14 protein-coding genes are annotated in these 17,041 nt (G+C 55.8%); 1 reads left to right on the plus strand and 13 read right to left on the minus strand.

The window, feature by feature from the left end; all coding sequences use genetic code 11:
• Positions 1-167: 167 nt before the first annotated feature.
• Entirely contained in the window at positions 168-698 is a 531-nt protein-coding gene (hpf, locus tag J2S20_RS00095; RefSeq protein WP_106612355.1) for a ribosome hibernation-promoting factor, HPF/YfiA family, read from the plus strand.
• A gap of 99 nt (positions 699-797) precedes the next feature.
• Here the strand turns inward: hpf and J2S20_RS00100 are convergent, their stop codons facing one another.
• The 13 genes from J2S20_RS00100 to J2S20_RS00160 all read right to left on the minus strand — a co-directional run bounded on the left by J2S20_RS00100 (position 798) and on the right by J2S20_RS00160 (position 16,993).
• Positions 798-2,915, minus strand: coding sequence for a glutamine synthetase III family protein (locus J2S20_RS00100; protein ID WP_307251743.1), 2,118 nt, complete (start codon positions 2,913-2,915; stop codon positions 798-800).
• Positions 2,912-4,414: a threonine synthase gene (thrC, locus tag J2S20_RS00105; protein ID WP_307251746.1), complete on the minus strand. Its 1,503-nt coding sequence runs from the start codon at positions 4,412-4,414 to the stop codon at positions 2,912-2,914. The genes J2S20_RS00100 and thrC overlap by 4 nt, the downstream gene beginning before the upstream one ends.
• A 169-nt stretch (positions 4,415-4,583) precedes the next feature.
• Entirely contained in the window at positions 4,584-5,438 is an 855-nt protein-coding gene (locus J2S20_RS00110) for a TPM domain-containing protein (protein ID WP_307252201.1), read from the minus strand.
• 24 nt (positions 5,439-5,462) lie between these two features.
• A complete protein-coding gene (locus J2S20_RS00115) occupies positions 5,463-6,539 on the minus strand; it encodes a TFIIB-type zinc ribbon-containing protein (RefSeq protein ID WP_307251749.1) in 1,077 nt (358 codons plus the stop codon).
• 141 nt (positions 6,540-6,680) lie between these two features.
• Positions 6,681-7,538: an ABC transporter permease subunit gene (locus J2S20_RS00120; protein WP_307251752.1), complete on the minus strand. Its 858-nt coding sequence runs from the start codon at positions 7,536-7,538 to the stop codon at positions 6,681-6,683.
• The gene (locus tag J2S20_RS00125) at positions 7,516-8,478 is read right to left on the minus strand and encodes an ABC transporter ATP-binding protein (RefSeq protein ID WP_106612361.1); all 963 of its coding nucleotides are present in this window, start codon (positions 8,476-8,478) and stop codon (positions 7,516-7,518) included. The genes J2S20_RS00120 and J2S20_RS00125 overlap by 23 nt, the downstream gene beginning before the upstream one ends.
• Entirely contained in the window at positions 8,478-10,799 is a 2,322-nt protein-coding gene (locus J2S20_RS00130) for a hypothetical protein (RefSeq protein ID WP_106612362.1), read from the minus strand. Before J2S20_RS00130 ends, J2S20_RS00125 begins: the two co-directional genes overlap by 1 nt.
• A complete protein-coding gene (locus tag J2S20_RS00135) occupies positions 10,780-11,934 on the minus strand; it encodes a sensor histidine kinase (RefSeq protein WP_106612363.1) in 1,155 nt (384 codons plus the stop codon). The genes J2S20_RS00130 and J2S20_RS00135 overlap by 20 nt, the downstream gene beginning before the upstream one ends.
• On the minus strand, positions 11,924-12,631 hold the full coding sequence (locus J2S20_RS00140) for a response regulator transcription factor (RefSeq protein ID WP_106612364.1): 708 nt from the start codon (positions 12,629-12,631) through the stop codon (positions 11,924-11,926). The genes J2S20_RS00135 and J2S20_RS00140 overlap by 11 nt, the downstream gene beginning before the upstream one ends.
• 61 nt (positions 12,632-12,692) lie before the next feature.
• The gene (locus J2S20_RS00145) at positions 12,693-13,376 is read right to left on the minus strand and encodes a response regulator transcription factor (protein ID WP_106612365.1); all 684 of its coding nucleotides are present in this window, start codon (positions 13,374-13,376) and stop codon (positions 12,693-12,695) included.
• Between the two features lie 2 nt (positions 13,377-13,378).
• Positions 13,379-14,434 carry a sensor histidine kinase gene (locus J2S20_RS00150; RefSeq protein ID WP_211292210.1) on the minus strand — a complete coding sequence of 352 codons (1,056 nt, stop codon included), beginning with the start codon at positions 14,432-14,434 and terminating at the stop codon, positions 13,379-13,381.
• A gap of 32 nt (positions 14,435-14,466) precedes the next feature.
• On the minus strand, positions 14,467-15,651 hold the full coding sequence (metK, locus tag J2S20_RS00155; protein ID WP_106612366.1) for a methionine adenosyltransferase: 1,185 nt from the start codon (positions 15,649-15,651) through the stop codon (positions 14,467-14,469).
• A gap of 49 nt (positions 15,652-15,700) precedes the next feature.
• Entirely contained in the window at positions 15,701-16,993 is a 1,293-nt protein-coding gene (locus J2S20_RS00160) for a UDP-N-acetylglucosamine 1-carboxyvinyltransferase (protein WP_106612367.1), read from the minus strand.
• Between the last annotated feature and the right edge of the window lie 48 nt (positions 16,994-17,041).

Genomic DNA, 17,041 nt, shown 5'->3' on the forward strand with positions numbered 1-17,041 from the left:
ATATTTGGTCTTTTCTTAAATTTTTCACAGTTTTTCCACTCTTTTTTTTCATAACTATGGTATAATGTGCTCAAGCACAGGAGATGCCGATGAAAACAGCTCAAAGTCAGACATCTCAGACTACTTCGACATCCTTCCGTGCAAAACGTGAAAAGGAGTTGATGAATATGCGTATTACGATTACCGGAAGAAACATCGACCTCACGAACGGCCTGAAACATCAGGTGGAAAAAAAGCTCGGAAAGCTGGAGAAATACTTCATCCCGGATGCGGAGGTACGAGTCGTCTTAAGCCGGATAAAGGACCTTGAGAAGGTAGAGGTCACGATTCCGACCAAGAGCGGTTTAGTTCGTGCCGAGGAAGCGACGGACGATTTCTACGCCTCCATTGACCTTGTTGAGGAGGCAATCGAGCGTCAGATCAAGAAATACAGAACAAAGCTGATCGACAGGAGGCAGTCAGCTCCCACCTTCTCCGATCTCTTTCTGGAGGATGAGGAGGAGCTCCCTGATGAGGATATCCGCATTGTAAAGAACAAAAAGTTTGAGATCAAACCCATGGATCCCGAGGAGGCCTGCCTCCAGATGGAGCTTCTGGGACACAATTTCTTCGTCTTCTTAAACGGAGAGACGGAAGCGGTCAATGTCGTCTACAAGCGGCGGGACGGAAGCTTCGGTCTGATCGAGCCGGAGTTCTGAGCATCCTGACGCAGTCTGTCCTGCAGGAGCAGCAAATCATCTTTTGTTTTGAATACCGATATACAGAAGGACCGGCGGAAATTCCGCCGGTCCTTTGCTTTACACCTCAAACAACAGATCTCCGTAACATATGATGGGCCATATCTTCACATCCACCATGGTCTCCAGCGCATCAATCGGCGCACGGAGTGCTGCCATAGCCGGCACTACGTTCTCGCGGTAGTTCTCCGCTCTCTGCCGCGCAGTCTTCACAGCAGCGGCCTCCTCATTCGCTCTCTTCAATGCATTCAGAGCCCTCTGTGCCTCTGTGAGCAGTCTGCTGAGCTCCAGAAGCAGCTCCCGCTGTGCCTCCGTTCCCGCCTCCGGGCAGGCTGCCTTGACGGCCGCAAGGGAAGCGGCAACCTGACCTACATAGCTCACCACCGCCGGAATATAACGGCGTGACGCCATCTCTATCATCGTCCTCGCCTCGATATTGATCGCCTTGGCATAGGCCTCAAAGTCGATCTCCATGCGGGACACAAGCTCAGCCCTGGTGTAGACTCCGAAGCTCTCAAAGAGCTTCACAGCCTTCTCCGTACCCATGGCCGGAATTGCCTCCACCATGGAGCTGATGCACGGCAGTCCTCTCCGTCTGGCCTCCGCAGCCCAGGCCTCCGAGTAACCGTCACCGTTGAAAATAATTCTCCTGTGCTCCCGCAGCAGACCTTTGATCATATCGTGAACTGCCGCATCGAAATTCTCCGCCTGCTCCAGCTCATCTGCCGCCTCGCGGAAGGCCTCCGCAACAATCGTATTGAGCACAATATTCGGGCTTGCGATAGAATCCGAGGATCCAACCATGCGGAACTCAAACTTATTTCCCGTAAACGCAAAGGGCGAGGTTCTGTTTCTGTCCGTCGCATCCTTATCGAAATCCGGAAGCGTGGCAACCCCGGTCCTCAGCTTGTCGCCGTGTTTCGAGTGCGTGGCGGTTCCGGTGGCGCAGAGCTGGTCAATCACATCCTCCAGCTGCTCTCCGACAAAGATAGAGATGATCGCAGGCGGCGCCTCATTCGCGCCGAGTCTGTGGTCGTTTCCGACATTGGCCGCAGACATACGAAGCAGGTCTGCATGGCGGTCCACCGCCTTCATGATGCATCCGAGAACCAGAAGGAACTGTATATTCTCATGCGGCGTGTCGCCCGGATTCAGCATGTTGATGCCGTCGTCCGAGGTCAGGGACCAGTTGTCATGCTTACCGGAGCCATTGACCCCTGCAAAGGGCTTTTCGTGCAGAAGACAGACCAGTCCGTGCTCCTCCGCAATGCGCTTCATCACCTCCATGGTGATCTGATTGTGATCCGCCGCCACATTACACTGCTCATAGATAGGAGCCAGCTCATGCTGCCCCGGCGCGGCCTCATTGTGCTCCGTCTTCGCCGGAACGCCCAGCTTCCAGAGCTCATGGTCGAGGTCGTGCATGAAGCTTCCGATCCGCTCGCGTATCGTTCCAAAGTAATGATCGTCCAGTTCCTGTCCCTTTGGCGGCATGGCCCCGAAGAGTGTGCGCCCGGTGTAGATCAGGTCGTCGCGCTGCAAATACTTCTCCCGGTCCACGATAAAATATTCCTGCTCCGCACCGACCGAGGGAACCACCCGCCTGCTCGTCGTGTTCCCGAAGAGACGAAGAATGCGAAGCGCCTGCTTATCCAAAGCCTGCATGGAGCGAAGCAGCGGCGTCTTCTTATCCAGGGCCTCACCTCTGTAGGAACAGAAGGCTGTCGGAATGCAGAGCGTCACCCCCAGTGCGTCCTCTCTCAAAAAAGCGGGGGAGGTGCAGTCCCAGGCCGTGTATCCGCGCGCCTCAAAGGTGGCGCGCAGACCGCCGGAGGGGAAGCTCGAGGCATCCGGTTCGCCCATAACGAGCTCCTTGCCGGAGAATTCCATCAGTACCTTTCCGTTTTCTCCCGGCGCGGAAATAAAGGAGTCATGTTTCTCCGCCGTGACTCCCGTCAGCGGCTGAAACCAGTGTGTGTAGTGTGTCGCCCCGCGCTCAATGGCCCACTCTTTCATACCATGCGCAACGCTGTCTGCAATTTTGGGATCCAGCTCCTTGCCCGCGTCTATGGATTCTCTCAGTTCCTCATATACGCGCTTCGGCAGATGATCCCGCATCGCCGCGTCATTGAATACATTGTTGCCGAACAGTTCCGGAATGTTCTTTCCTGTGCTCATCTGTGCCCCTTCAGTTTTAAAATATCTGCGACCTCCTGCTCCATTGCATCCGGATCGCATTCTCTCCTGTGACGGATCTCCGCCTCACGTATCTCCTCCACCGCGGGAGGCAGCGGAATCCCGGCGGTCTCCTTAAGGAGCTCAAGAATCTCCCAGTCATCCATCTCTCCGAGCTCTCCGCGTATCGCCGTCATCACCGCACGGGAGAACTTAAAGGGACTTGCGGTCGATGCAATCACCGTTTTTGTCTCATCTCCGCTCTCGGCTCTGTACTTCTCATAGACCGCAGAGGCCACTGCCGTGTGCGTATCGATCACATAGCCCGTGTTCTCATAGAGCTCCCGTATTCTCACGGCGACCTCCTCCTGATCCGCATAATATCCGACAAAATCCTTCATGCGCTCACGCATATCGAGGGTCACCGTGTAGCGGCCCACAGACTTCAGCTGACGCATCATCACACGGTTTTCCGCGGCGTCTCCGCCACAGCTCATGTAGAGCAGCCGCTCAAGATTGCTGGAGACGAGAATGTCCATGGAGGGAGAGCTGGTCAGAATGAACTCTCTGTTTCTGTCATAGCGCCCGGTACGGAAAAAGTCAAAGAGCACCTTGTTGTCATTGGAAGCACAGATCAGCTTCTTTACCGGAAGTCCCATGCATTTTGCAAAATAAGCCGCCAGTATATTTCCAAAATTCCCCGTAGGAACACAGACATTGATCTGCTCGCCCTTTTCAATCTCCTCCGCCTCGCGGAGCTTCAGATAGGACCAGACATAATAAACTACCTGCGGCACCAGCCGGCCGATGTTGATCGAGTTTGCGCTGGAGAGCTGTATCCCCTGTGCTGCCAGGCGCTCCTCAAACGAGCGGTCTCCAAAAATATTCTTCACCGCGCTCTGCGCGTCATCAAAATTCCCGTGAATGGCAACCACCGAAGTGTTTTCTCCCCTCTGTGTCACCATTTGAAGCTCCTGAAAGCGACTCACGCCTCCCTTTGGGTAGAACACAATAATGCCTGTCCCGGGAACATCTGCAAATCCTGCCATGGCCGCCTTTCCCGTGTCACCGCTGGTAGCCGTCAGGATCTCTATGGTATTGCTGACGCCGTTTTTCTGCGCCGCAGTCGTCATGAGATAGGGAAGAATCGAGAGTGCCATATCCTTAAATGCAATGGTCTTCCCATGAAAAAGCTCCAGATAATAGGCGCCATCCGCCCTGGAGAGCGGAGCGATCTCCTCTGTATCAAATTTCCCGTCATAGGCGCTGTCGATGCAGTGCCGCAGCTCCTCCTCCGTATAATCCGTGAGGAAGAGGCGCATCACCCGGTATGCCACCTCCTGATAACTGGCTCCGATGAGCTCCTCCGGATCAAAATCAAAGCCCGGAATATGCTCCGGCATGAACAGACCGCCATCTCCCGCGAGTCCCTTCAGCACCGCCTGTGAAGCAGAGACTCCGCACTCCCCGCCCCGTGTGCTGTTATAGAGAACTTCTTTCATTCCTTCTCTCCTTTTGCCAAACATTCCATGTATCTGCCCTGACGGCGCTTCTCTGCCGCGCCTCACGCGCCGGCACCTCAGCAAAAACTCCGACAGTTCTTTTCATCATACTCTGCGGCGTCCGCCTTTGCAATCAAAAGCATGAACTTTACCGCTGCATACCGGCCGCTCAGAACTTCCTTCCGCCTCCGCCGTGGCGCATACCGCCCGAACTCATGTGCGTGGTGGAAGGACCAAAAGGACCGCTGCCGTTCCCGCCGCGCCCGGAAGCACCTCCCGACGGAAGGAGACGCCGCTCTGTACTGCGGTGCAGCAGCTCATCTGCCTGTGTGTGAAAGGAAAAGGCCGCCCCCGTGATCGCCAGAAGACCTGCTGCCGATGCGCTCGCCTGCGCCACACTGTCCTTCATCGCATACTTCCGCTTCACATTGCCGACCGCAGTGAGACCTGCCAGAGCGGACAGCAGCGCTGAAACCAGCAGCTTAAGAGGCGTGAGCGCGCGCTTTTTCACCGCTGCTGTCCAGCTCCCGCTCTCCGCGTCGTAGCTCCACCCTTTCTTCATCGCCTGATCATAGTAGTCTGAAGCCAGATGCAGCACGGCTTCCGCACTGCCCGCATATTCCGCGTCTGAGAGATAATGATAGGCCTCATTCAGGAGCTTCTCGATATTGGAATCTGAGAGCAGCTCTATCGCTCCTCCTGCCGTGGAGATATAGACCTCCCGCTCTTCCATGTCGATGAGATACAGAAAGCCGCTCCGCGCACTGCCCTTTCCATAGCCTCCCTGCTCATAAAAGAGATCTGCATAGGCCTCCGCGCTGTATCCCTCCTTATCCGTCGTCGTCACAATTACTGCATCTATCCCTGTGTGCTGCTGAAACGCCGCGATCCCCTCCACAAGTGCCGCTGTCTCATCCTCCGCAAAGAGCCCGGCCATATCCGCGACCGGGGTGCCTTCCGCGGCACAGACCGGCATCACGCACAGCAGCGCCAGCAGAAGACTCACAAGACCTATTTTCATCATTCGCTTCACAGTCTTTACCTCCTGTCAGAGAAAGAAATAGCTGAGCGCCAGCAGCGCTGCCAGTAAGGGGACAAAAATTTGCAGGAAATAAAGCGCCAGAGCCTTCCGATCCACCGGAAGCTCACCTATCACCTTGCCGCTCTGCCCGTTCAGAGAGAAGTAGTAGAGCTTATCAGATCCGGGATCCTTATAGGTCATAGTCCAGACCGGCATGAGCGCATACTTCCACTCTGCTCCGCTAAACTTCAAGTTGTCCCCGCTGACAGTGACATCCTCATAGCCCGAAATGCTTGACTTCAGCCTGCTCAGTGCATAGCTCCGGACCTCCTGCTCCACAGCCTGTGCAAGCTCCTCCGGCTTCGTATCCTTCCTCTCCGCCAGAAAGCCGGAGAGGTAACTCATATGAAAGGGCTTCAGGCCCTCCGTATTGAAGGGCTGCACCCCCTCTACCAGCACGCTGTTCGCCTTCTTCAGCGCGTTCTTTGCGACACTGTTCACAGGCAGTGTTCCTTCTCTCCGGATGTGATAGGTACTGGTCGTAATATTTTCATAGTCGCCCGCCCGGCTTCTCTCGATGCGTCTCGCGTTCACATCAATCGAACCGCTCACCTCGCAGCTGTAGAGCAGGTATGGGAAATAAACCCCTGAGAACTTCTCGATCTGCTGCTTATTATAAAAAGCGCGCGGCACAAACTTCTTCTGCCGTATCCAGCTGTCAAAGATCTCCAGTGCCCGTTTTCTCTCTATGGCAAAGGGAACCACATAATCCGGGCGGTAAGCCCCTCCGAGGCGCCCGGAGAGCACCACCGGGTTGTGACAGTAGTAACAGAAGGTCGCCGCAGTACTCTCATCTGTGACAATCTCCGCCCCGCAGCTCGGGCAGCTGTACTGCAGTATCTCCCCGCTCTCCGCGGCACCCTGCTCCTTCTCCGCCTCCGCTCCTGCCGCATCGGAGGATGCGTCCTGGCTCTCATAGAGCTTCTCCAGGGCTGCAAGATCAAAATGCGAGTCGCAGTACGCGCAGCCGTAATCGCCCTTTTCCGGCATGTAGCGAAGATCTCCACCGCAGTTCGGGCATTTATAGGATATCAGTTCAGACATTTTGCTTCCTCCTCCGCACTCCCGCGGAGCTCTCGCTCCTCTCCGTGCTCCATGTGGGTGCCCCCCAAGTACATCCTCCCTCTCGCAGGCAGGCCTGCGGCGGGAGGATGCACTTGGGTAGCTGTGATCATCATACCACACTTATCTTCTGCCGAAAAAGGAGGAAAATTGTTCCTGTCTCTCTCCTTCGCAGGACAGCGCCTTCTCCGCAAGGACGAGAAGGAGCAGGGAGAGCAGCAGCTCCATCGCAATTCCACAGACCGCAATCAGCTGTGCGGAAACTGCTATATCTGTATACAGAGCAGCCGGGAAGAGCGCCCCTCCGGATATCACAGAGAGCACCGCAGAGTATACCGTAAGCGGAGACAGAAAGAGTACCCATTTTGACAGCGCTGCTCCGCCAAGTCCCCGCAGCAGAAAATCGAGTCCATAGGGCGCGAAGAGGATCAGCACAAGCAGGGCATAGGTCTCCGCCGCCGCTGTGCTGCTCAGCGCTGCACGCGAGGAGAAGAACATCCCCGCACTTCCCACAAGCAGCGTCAGCGCTACACAGGAAAGGAACAAAAACAGCAGCCCTGTGAGCTGAACTCCTCCGTACAACAGCACCGCCGCAAAGACAGGAGCGGCAGAGACGAGCAATACCATCATGGAGCTGAGCTCTGAAAAAAGATTTCCCAATACAAGATCCATGCTCTTCATCTGTGTGCTCCGCAGAAGATCTAGGGTGCCGCGCTCCCGCTCCCCACTGATGCTTCCGGCTGTGCGCGCCGGCATGAGCACGGCCAGCACCGCGAATTCCATCCAGGCGAGGGCCCGGAAGAATTTCAAAAAGACCGCATATTGCAGCTCTCCCGTATTCCCCGCCTCCCGCAGAGCCACCGCCATAGAGAGCAGCGCCGCTGTCACAAGCACAGTATTCAGAATCAGCAGCAGCAGCGAATAGCGGCTGTTTCTCGCCGTCCGTCTCTGTTCGCGCTCATAAATCGGATTCATCATCATTTTTAAGAATCACTCTCTCCTCTCCTCCACCAGTCATCTGTAAAAAGAAGGATTCCAGATTCCCGGGCTCCCTCATAAAGCCGCTGACAGGAATATCGCTCTCGATCAGCTCTCTCAAGAGCTCCGCCTCCTGCTCGACCGTTCCCTCAAATGCGAGGCTGAAGCTGCGGTCCATGAGTGTCACCGAGCGCACCAGAGGATGTGCCCGGAATATCCCAAGTGCCGTCTTCTCTCCACTCAGAACGGAGATGCGCAGCGGATTGGAATTCTCTATCCTGGCCAAAATCTGCGACACCTCTCCGCTTACCTTGACCGCTCCGCTCTCCAGAATCGCAATATCCGTACAGATCTCGGAGAGCTCTGAGAGCACATGGGAGCTGATCAGCACAGTCTTTCCGCTGTCACAGAGCTCGCAGAGCATTTCCCGCACAGAAAAGCGACTCCGCGGATCCAGACCACTCGTCGGCTCATCCAGAATCAGATAAGCCGGATCGTGAATGAGCGCACGTGCAATGCTGATTCGCTGCTGCATTCCCCGGGACAGCGCCCTCAGCTCACTCCTGCTCCGGTCTGCAAGCCCCACACGCTCCAGAAGCTCCTCGCAGCGCACCCGCCCGGTTCTTCCGCACAGCCCAAAGCCCGCCGCAAAAAATTCCATGTATTCAATCACACTCAGATTGTCGTAAGCCCCGAAGTAGTCCGGGACATAACCAATCAGCATGCGGGCCTCCGCCGTCCTGCGCAGTGTGTCCAGTCCGTCGATCTGCACCTCCCCGCTGTCCGGGCGCAGCAGCCCCGCTATGATACGGAGCAATGTCGTCTTGCCCGCACCATTCTGCCCCATCAGCCCGAAGAGCGCGCCCTCCGGGACCTCCAGCGAGAGCTGCTTCAGGGCCCGCAGCTCCCCGTAATGCTTCTCCAATCTGGAAACCCTCAGCATCACTCCTCCTCTCCGATCACGGTGAGCATGGGGAGAGCTGTATCAAGCCGCCCCGCCGCGCTGTCTGTCCCCTCCGCGTAACGAACCGTGATCATATTGTCCGGAGAGAGATAATGCCTGAGCTCCGACGCCCGGAAGGAACGCTTGCCGCTCTCAATATCTTCAAAATTTCCGTTCTCATAGTTATAGAAGGAAATGCTTCCGCGGAAGCTGTGTGCACCGCTCTCTCCGTCTGTGTGCTCGAACAGTGCATCCGGCTCCTCCAGCACGAGCTCCTCTACCTTAAAGGAGCTTCCCAGCAGATAGCCCAGCACCACCGGGTCGCCGCGGTAGTAGGAGTTTGTCGCCGCAATATAATCTCCGCTCAGAACCTCCGGTGTCCGGATCAGAGCCGAGCGGCAGATGCTCCCGTCACGCTCATTGTTCACAGAGATCGTGGAGGTCACAAGCGTCATCCCAAAATTCTTAAGCCCGGCATCCAGCACAGGACTTTCGCCATCTGCGGACTCAGAAAAGGCAATAATACGCGCATCCGCGGAGTAGGAGGTCGTCGTATCTGAGAGATAGAAGGCGAGGAAATTGGCCCGCTCCAGTGCTCTGAGCCTTGCATCCTGCCCCGCGGCGCCGTCATAGACTCCGCTCAGAAAGGCCGCCACTGTCGCGCTGTCATTCAGCGGAATGTGATAGAGCGTGCGCTCACTCACATTGATGCTCTCTCCCTCCTTCATGCTGCCGAGCGGGATAATCTTCCCGTAGAGCACGACAGCTGCATTGGAGACTGCAAAGGGGAAATGATTTGTGACCTCCCCCGTACAGTCATCACCAAACACAGAGAGCTCTCCCGAAAACCCGATGCCCTCCTGATTTGCCCTGCCGCTCCTGATCTTAAAAAAATGAGAGCGGAAGGGTTCCGTGCTATTCACGGTCAGCTCCCGGGACTTTCCCTGCTCCCGGATGATCACATCTGCCTCCCCCCCCTCCGCGCGAAGCTGCTTCTGGTTCAGCGCTGTCGTGAGCGGTGAGAGCTCACTTCCATCCCGAATTTGTACGCTGTAGCTGCTGCTGTAAGGATTCCGGAGATTCAGGTAGCTCGTATCATTCACTGCATCCTCTCCCGCCTCACAGATACGGGCATAGGAATAAAAACTGTCCTCAAAGCGGGTTGCAGAGCTCAGGGCAAAAATCACAGCCGCAAAGCCCAGCGCAAGCACAGGCACAATCCGCCTGTAGTAGAGCTCCAGCGAGTGTTTTCTCAGCGTGAGATACAGCAGCGGTCCGACACAGAGCAGATAGAAACCCAGCACCGCACCATAAGCCCCGAGATTTGGAAGCAGACCCGGGGAGCCGCTGTCTATCAGGGACTGCGCAGACCAGTATTCGTCGTGCTCCGTCCCGTATGCCTCTGAGGCCAGCCGATCCAGCCGCGTGCTTCCGAGCGTTTTTGTGAGGAGCATATCCGTAAAGCTGCTGTGCGTCTCCGCGTAGGAGGAGATATCCGAAAAATCGAAGGAAGCTACCGCGAGCGCGCCCTTTCCCTTATTTGCAGCGGTAATCAGCGGCTCAGAATCCGAAGAAAACAGCACGGTGCCGCCGTGCAGAGAAAAGTGTACCAGCGGGAGCGTCAGCTCCTCCGCCCCCGGCGCATCCGCCTCCTGAAGCTCCGAGAGATTCAGCGTCAGCTCCTCCGGGCTCTCATAGATATCGTCCAGAAATTCCGGCGCGATGATGCCCAGCGTATCATTCACCCGCTCTCCGGTTCCCAGCATCAGCACGCCGCCGTCCCGCATCCACTGCATCAGAGCGCGCATCTGCTCGACATCCAGTCGCGAGAGCCTGTAGCCATTGACGACGATCACATCAAAGGAATCCAGCTGTCTTCGCTCGGAGGGGAAGCTGTCTCCCGCAAGAACATAGCTGTGGGTGCGCAGCTGCCCGTAATTCACAGAGGCGCGATCCAGATAGGAGAGCGCCTCGGGCCTGTCCGAGAGTATGCCAATGAAGAGCTCCGGCGTCGTCACATTGATATTCAGCGTATGTGAAGACTCCGAGACGAGCTCTCCCGCCTCATTTTTGATGAGCAGTACCAGCTGGTCCGAACCCACGCCGATCGGTACGACATACTGCGCCCGCTGCGTCTCTGCGGCCGCAAGCTCCAGCGGATATTCATAGGCGTAGCACTCGCCGTCCGACTGACGCGTCAGGATCTCAAGCGTTCCCTTCAGCTCTGTCTGCTCCTCATTCTTTAAGCTCAGCGTCAGGGGAAGCTCTCGCCCGCCCTTTGCGCTGTTTCCGTATCCATACTCAAGCTCGATCGCTACCATTGGCAAATTTTTCCTTGTCCAGATCCAGATGCACCGGCAGCGTCACCGTGAAGGAGGTCCCCGAGAGGTCGCTCGTCACCGCGATGCTTCCGCCGTGCATCTCAACAATATTTCTCGCAATTGCCAGCCCCAGCCCCGTGCCGCCGGTGTTCCGGGAGCGCGACTGCTCCACGCGGTAGAACTTCTCAAAAATCAGCGGAAGCTCCTCCGCCGGAATCACGCGGCCGTAGTTGATCACGCGAACGGTGACTGTCTCTGTCTCAGCCTCCACCTTCACGCGAATCTGCTTGCCCTCCGCCCCGTACTTGATCGCATTGTTTACGAGATTCTCAAAGAGCCGGGCCAGAAGATTCGGGTCCGCCGTAATCGTGAGCGCCGGGACATTGCTCTCCAGCGCATACTGAAGTCCCGCGGAGACAAAATTCGGATAGAACTCCGTGAGCAGCTGCTCCAGAAGCTTCACTATATCTATACTCGCAACCCGCATCGCGATCCTGCCATAGCTCAGCTTCGTCAGGCCAAAGAGATCATTGATGAGCTGCTGGAGCTTTCGCGACTTCGTGTAGGCGATCTCCAGATAGCGCTCCCGCGTCTCCCCGGGAAGCTCCTTCTTCTCCGAAAGTATCTCCAGATAACCGATGATCGAGGTGAGCGGTGTCCTCAGATCATGGGCAATGTTGGTAATGAGCTCATTTTTCGTGCGCTCGGACTCCCGCTCTCTGTCCATCAGCTTCCGTATATCCTCGGTCATGGAGTTCAGATTTGCCGCCATCTCCGCAAACTCATCGTCTCCCTCCACCTCCACAGAGGCATTCAGATCGCCTCCCGCAATGGCCTGCATGGTCTCTGAGATACGGCTGATGTAGACAAAGGATTTCCTCTGCAGCAGCCAGAAGACAAGCGCAAAGAGACAGATTCCGAACAACACAAAGAGAAGGACAGCAATCAGACGGAAATCTGCCACGGATGCCAGAAATCCTTCCTCTGAATGTAGCTCCTTCTCATAGTCCGCCACTGTGAGCAGATTCCTCACCAGAAAAAATTCAGCGACCAGCGTCACCAGAAAGCTGTAAGAAATCGAAACAAAAACCTTTCTGCGGAAGCTCTCCCCCGCATTTGGTCTCTCACTTTTCAATTTTGTATCCCACTCCCCAGACAGTCGTTATGATCTTCTCGCTGCGGGTGTCCTCCTTCATCTTGCCGCGGAGCCTGCGGATATGGACCATAACTGTGTTATTGGCCTCGTATACCTTCTCATTCCACACCTTCTCAAAGATCTCATCCGTCGAAAAGACCTTGCCCGGATTGCTCGCGAGGAGAAAGAGTATGTCAAATTCAATCGGTGTGAGACGTATCTCCTCCCCGTCGATTGTGACCTTGTGGTTGTCCCGGTTAATCTTTAGGCTGCGCACGGAGATCTCATTCTGACTCTGCTCCTCCACCGCGCCGCTTCTCGGATTGAGCTGCATATACCGGCGCAGCTGACTCTTTACGCGGGCCGTGAGCTCCAGCGGATTAAAGGGCTTCGTGACATAATCGTCCGCTCCGGTTCCGAGCCCCTTGATCTTATCGAGATCCGCGCTCTTTGCGCTCAGCATGATGATGGGAATATTTCTGCTCTCGCGTATCCTTTCGCACATCTCAAGTCCGTTCATTCCCGGCATCATAATATCCAGAAGCACAAGGTGGATTTCCTCCCGCTCCAGCAGCGCCAGTCCCTCCGCAGCGTTCTGCGCCTTCAGCACCCGGTAGCCGTCGCTCACCAGATAGATCTCCACCAGCTCCGCAATTTCCTTCTCATCGTCCACAACCAGTATCGTTGTCTGCTCCATTTCGCTCCTTTCTTCGCCTCCGCTAAAGACTCTCTCAGTCTGCCGGCTCCCCGCGAGGAACTCACACCTTGAAGCGGTAGCCCACGCCCCATATAGTCTCAATATACTGCGGCTTTGAGGAATCCAGCTCTATTTTCTCTCTGATCTTCTTGATATGCACCGTGACCGTCGCAATATCTCCTACGCTCTCCATACCCCATATCTCACGGAAGAGCTCATCCCGCGAATAGACGTGATTCGGGTTGGAGGCCAAAAAGGTCAGAAGGTCAAATTCCTTCGCAGTCAGTACCTTCTCCTCTCCATTTACCCAGACCTTTCTCGCAGTTCTGTCTATCTTCAGTCCCCGTATCTCCAGAAGCTCGTTCTTTCCGGAGCCTATGAGGCGCTCGTAGCGATCCAGATGCGCCTTGACGCGCGCCACCATCTCCCCCGGAGAAAAGGGCTTTGTCATATAGTCATCCGCGCCAAGTCCCAGCCCGCGTATCTTGTCGATATCCTCCCGCTTTGCGCTGATGATGATGATAGGAGTGTTTTTCTTCTCCCGCACCATGCGGCATATCTCAAAGCCATCCATTCCCGGAAGCATGAGATCCAGGAGGATGAGATCATAGCTCCCCTCCAGCGCCTCCTGAAGGCCTGATGCGCCATCCTCGCATATCGTCGTCTCAAAGCGGTTGATCTCAAGATAATCCCGCTCCAGCTCCGCAATGCTTCTGTCGTCCTCAATAATCAGAATTCTGCTCACGCTTAAAGTTCTCCTTCCACATATTTTCTCAGTGAAAAAATAACTGTCGTCCCGACGCCGAGCTCACTGCGGGCCCACACTCTCCCGCCGTGGTCCTCGATGATCTTCTTTACGATGGACAGGCCTATGCCGCTGCCGCCCTTTGGATTTCTCGCGCTGTCCGCGCGGTAGAAGCGGTTGAAAATATTCGGGAGCTCATCCTTTGAGATTCCCCGGCCGTTGTCCTGTATCTCCGCCAGGACAAAGTCTCCGTCATCCTTTAAACAGATCGAAATCTCCCCCTGCTCCTTATTGCTGTACTTCACAGAATTTCCCACGATATTATTGATGACCCGCTTCATCTGCTCCACGTCCGCGATCACCAGCACATCCTCAGGAACATTGCCCTCGTAGAAAAAGCGTATCCCGGCCGCAGCCATCTCCGTTCCCACCTCATCCGCGCAGTCCCGGAAGAAGGAATTCACCGCGATTTTTTCAAAATTGTAGGGGATGCGGTTCGCGTCAATCTTTGTGTAGAAGGTGAGCTCATCAATCAGACGATCCATGTCGTTTGCCTTGTTGTAGATGGTGCGGATATAGCGGTCCATCTGCTCCGGACTCCGGGCGACGCCATCGAGTATCCCCTCCACATAGCCCTTGATCGAGGTGATCGGGGTCTTCAGATCGTGGGTGATGTTGCTTAAGAGCTCCTTGCTGTCCCGGTCCGCCTGCAGCTTCTCCTCCTGATTCTCCTTCAGGCGGATGCGCATCTCCTCAAAATCCTCCATGAGCTGCCGCACCTCGCTGTTTACATCCTCCGCGTCCAGCGCGTCCTCCAGATTCCCTTCCCTGATCTCATGCATCGCCTGCTGAAGCTTCTCCAAGGGCTGGATTATGCCGCTGTAAACCCAGAATGCCATGGAAAAAGCCACTATAACAAGCACAGCGATCCCCGAAGTGAGCACCTGTGTGGTCAAGTGGGAATCGCTGTTTTTCCAGATTCCCAGGATGAACAGTGCCATGGGAATGATGATGATCATCAGGACCGAACCGAACAATCTGATTCTGGTCTGCTTCACAGACAGTCCCTCCGATATAATAAATAATTAAATCATCTGATATAGCTCTTTAGTGCCTCTGCCTTATCGGTTCTCTCCCACGGAAGCTGAAGATCATCTCTTCCGAAGTGCCCGTATGAGGCAGTCTGACGGTAGATCGGCCGCTTTAAATCCAGCATGCGGATGATGCCGGCCGGGCGCAGATCGAATTCCTTCCGGATAATCTCGCAGAGCTTTTCATCCGAGAGCACGCCGGTTCCGAAGCTGTTTACAGAGACCGAGGTGGGCGTCGCGACGCCGATCGCGTAGGAGAGCTGAATCTCCACTGCGTCCGCAAGTCCCGCGGCGACAAGATTCTTTGCGACATAGCGGGCGGCATAGGAGGCGGAGCGATCTACCTTCGAAGGATCCTTCCCCGAAAAGGCGCCGCCGCCGTGACGCGCATAGCCGCCATAGGTATCAACGATAATCTTTCTTCCGGTGAGACCGGAGTCTCCGTTCGGCCCCCCGATCACAAAGCGCCCGGTCGGATTGATATAAAAGCGGGTGTGCTCATCTATCATCTCCTGCGGAAGCACAGCGTCAAAGACATAGCGTCTGATATCCTCATGAATCTGCTCCTGCGTCACATCCGGATCATGCTGGGTGGACAGTACCACGGCATCAAGACGGGAAGGCTTCCCCTCTTCATCATATTCCACCGTGACCTGGCTCTTGCCGTCCGGGCGGAGGTAGGGCAGGGTTCTGTCCTTCCTGAGCTCTGAGAGCTTCAGGCAGAGTCTGTGTGCAAGAGAGATCGGATACGGCATGAGCTCCTCCGTCTCGCGGCAGGCATAGCCGAACATCAGCCCCTGATCTCCTGCTCCCTGATTCAGAAGCTCCTCCTCGCTCCCCTCTCTCGCCTCCAGCGCGTGATCCACGCCCTGTGCAATATCCGGCGACTGCTCATGAATTGCGGTCAGCACCGCGCAGGTGTCGCAGTCAAAGCCGTACTTTCCTCTGGTGTAGCCGATATCCCGTATTGTATCTCTCACGATCTGCTGGTAATCAATATGTGCAGTGGTCGAGATCTCCCCCATCAGGACGACCAGTCCGGTTGTGGTGCTGGTCTCGCAGGCGACCCGGCTCTCCGGATCAATTGTGAGCAGCGCATCCAGAACCGCGTCAGAAATCTGATCGCAGACCTTGTCCGGATGTCCCTCCGTCACCGATTCGGAAGTAAATAATCTTCTCTCCATCTCTCCATCCTTTCAATCATCCCGCACTGTCCGAAGCAGCCGCGCTGTCTCAGACTGCACAGAGCATGAACTTCTGCGCCTCCCGCTCATCATTCACAAGAGCGATCTCCGCGCCAAGCCCCTTGAGCTTCTCCTCAAAGTGCTCATAGCCTCGCTGAATATACTGAATATCCGAAACTGTAGTGATACCCTCTGCAGAGAGTCCTGCCAGCACCAGAGCTGCTCCGGCTCTCAGGTCGCACGCCCTGATCGGCGCCCCGCTGAGCTTCTCGACACCGGTGATAATCGCTGTATTTCCCTCTACCTTGATGGTAGCCCCCATGCGGGCGAGCTCGTCCACATATCGAAAGCGACTCTCGAATATACTCTCTATCACCACACTGGTACCCCGGGAGAGAGCCAGCGCTGTGCCGGCCTGCGGCTGCATATCTGTGGGAAACCCCGGATAAGGCAGCGTCTTCACATTGGTCGGACGCAGGCGCGCTGTCCCGACAACCCGGATGGAGTCATCAAATTCCAGTATCTCACAGCCCATTTCGATGAGCTTTGCGCTGATCGCCTCCATATGCTTCGGGATGAGATTTTTGACCATAATATCGCCCCGCGTGATCGCCGCGGCAAACATAAAGGTCCCCGCCTCAATCTGATCCGGAATAATGGAATAGGTCGTGCCGTGGAAGCGCTCCACGCCGCGGATCCGAATCACATCTGTTCCGGCTCCCTTGATATCCGCTCCCATGCTGTTCAGGAAATTCGCCACATCGACGATGTGCGGCTCCTTCGCCGCATTTTCAATGATGGTTCTGCCCCGGGAGAGCGCCGCCGCCATCATGATATTGATGGTCGCGCCGACAGAGACGATGTCCAGAAAGATATGGCTTCCGGCGAGCTCCTTTGCCCCTGCGACCACGCGTCCGTTCATCACCTGACAGTCCGCGCCGAGCGCCCGAAACCCCTTTAAGTGCTGGTCAATCGGCCTCGAACCGATATCGCAGCCGCCCGGCATGGGTACATCCGCCTTGCGGTATTTCCCGAGCAGTGCACCGATGAGATAGTAGGAGGCGCGGATGCGCTTCATATTATCACTCTCAACACAGACCTCATCGACTGAGCTCGCGTCAATATTGACCGTATGCCTGTCGATGCGCTCGATCCTTGCTCCGATCTCCCGTATCGCATCCAGCATCACATTGATATCTCTGACATCCGGCAGATTTTCAATCCGGACGGGCTCGTCCGTCATCACCGCTGCTGCCAGTATTCCAAGGGCTGCATTTTTCGCTCCGCTGACGGTGACTTCCCCAACCAGTGGATTTCCGCCCCTCATTATATATTGCGCCATGTTACTCCTTTGGGGGAGCCGAAAATTTCGGCACACCAAATAATTCAT

The sequence above is a fragment of the Moryella indoligenes genome (assembly GCF_030812885.1).
GTDB lineage: Bacteria > Bacillota > Clostridia > Lachnospirales > Lachnospiraceae > Moryella > Moryella indoligenes.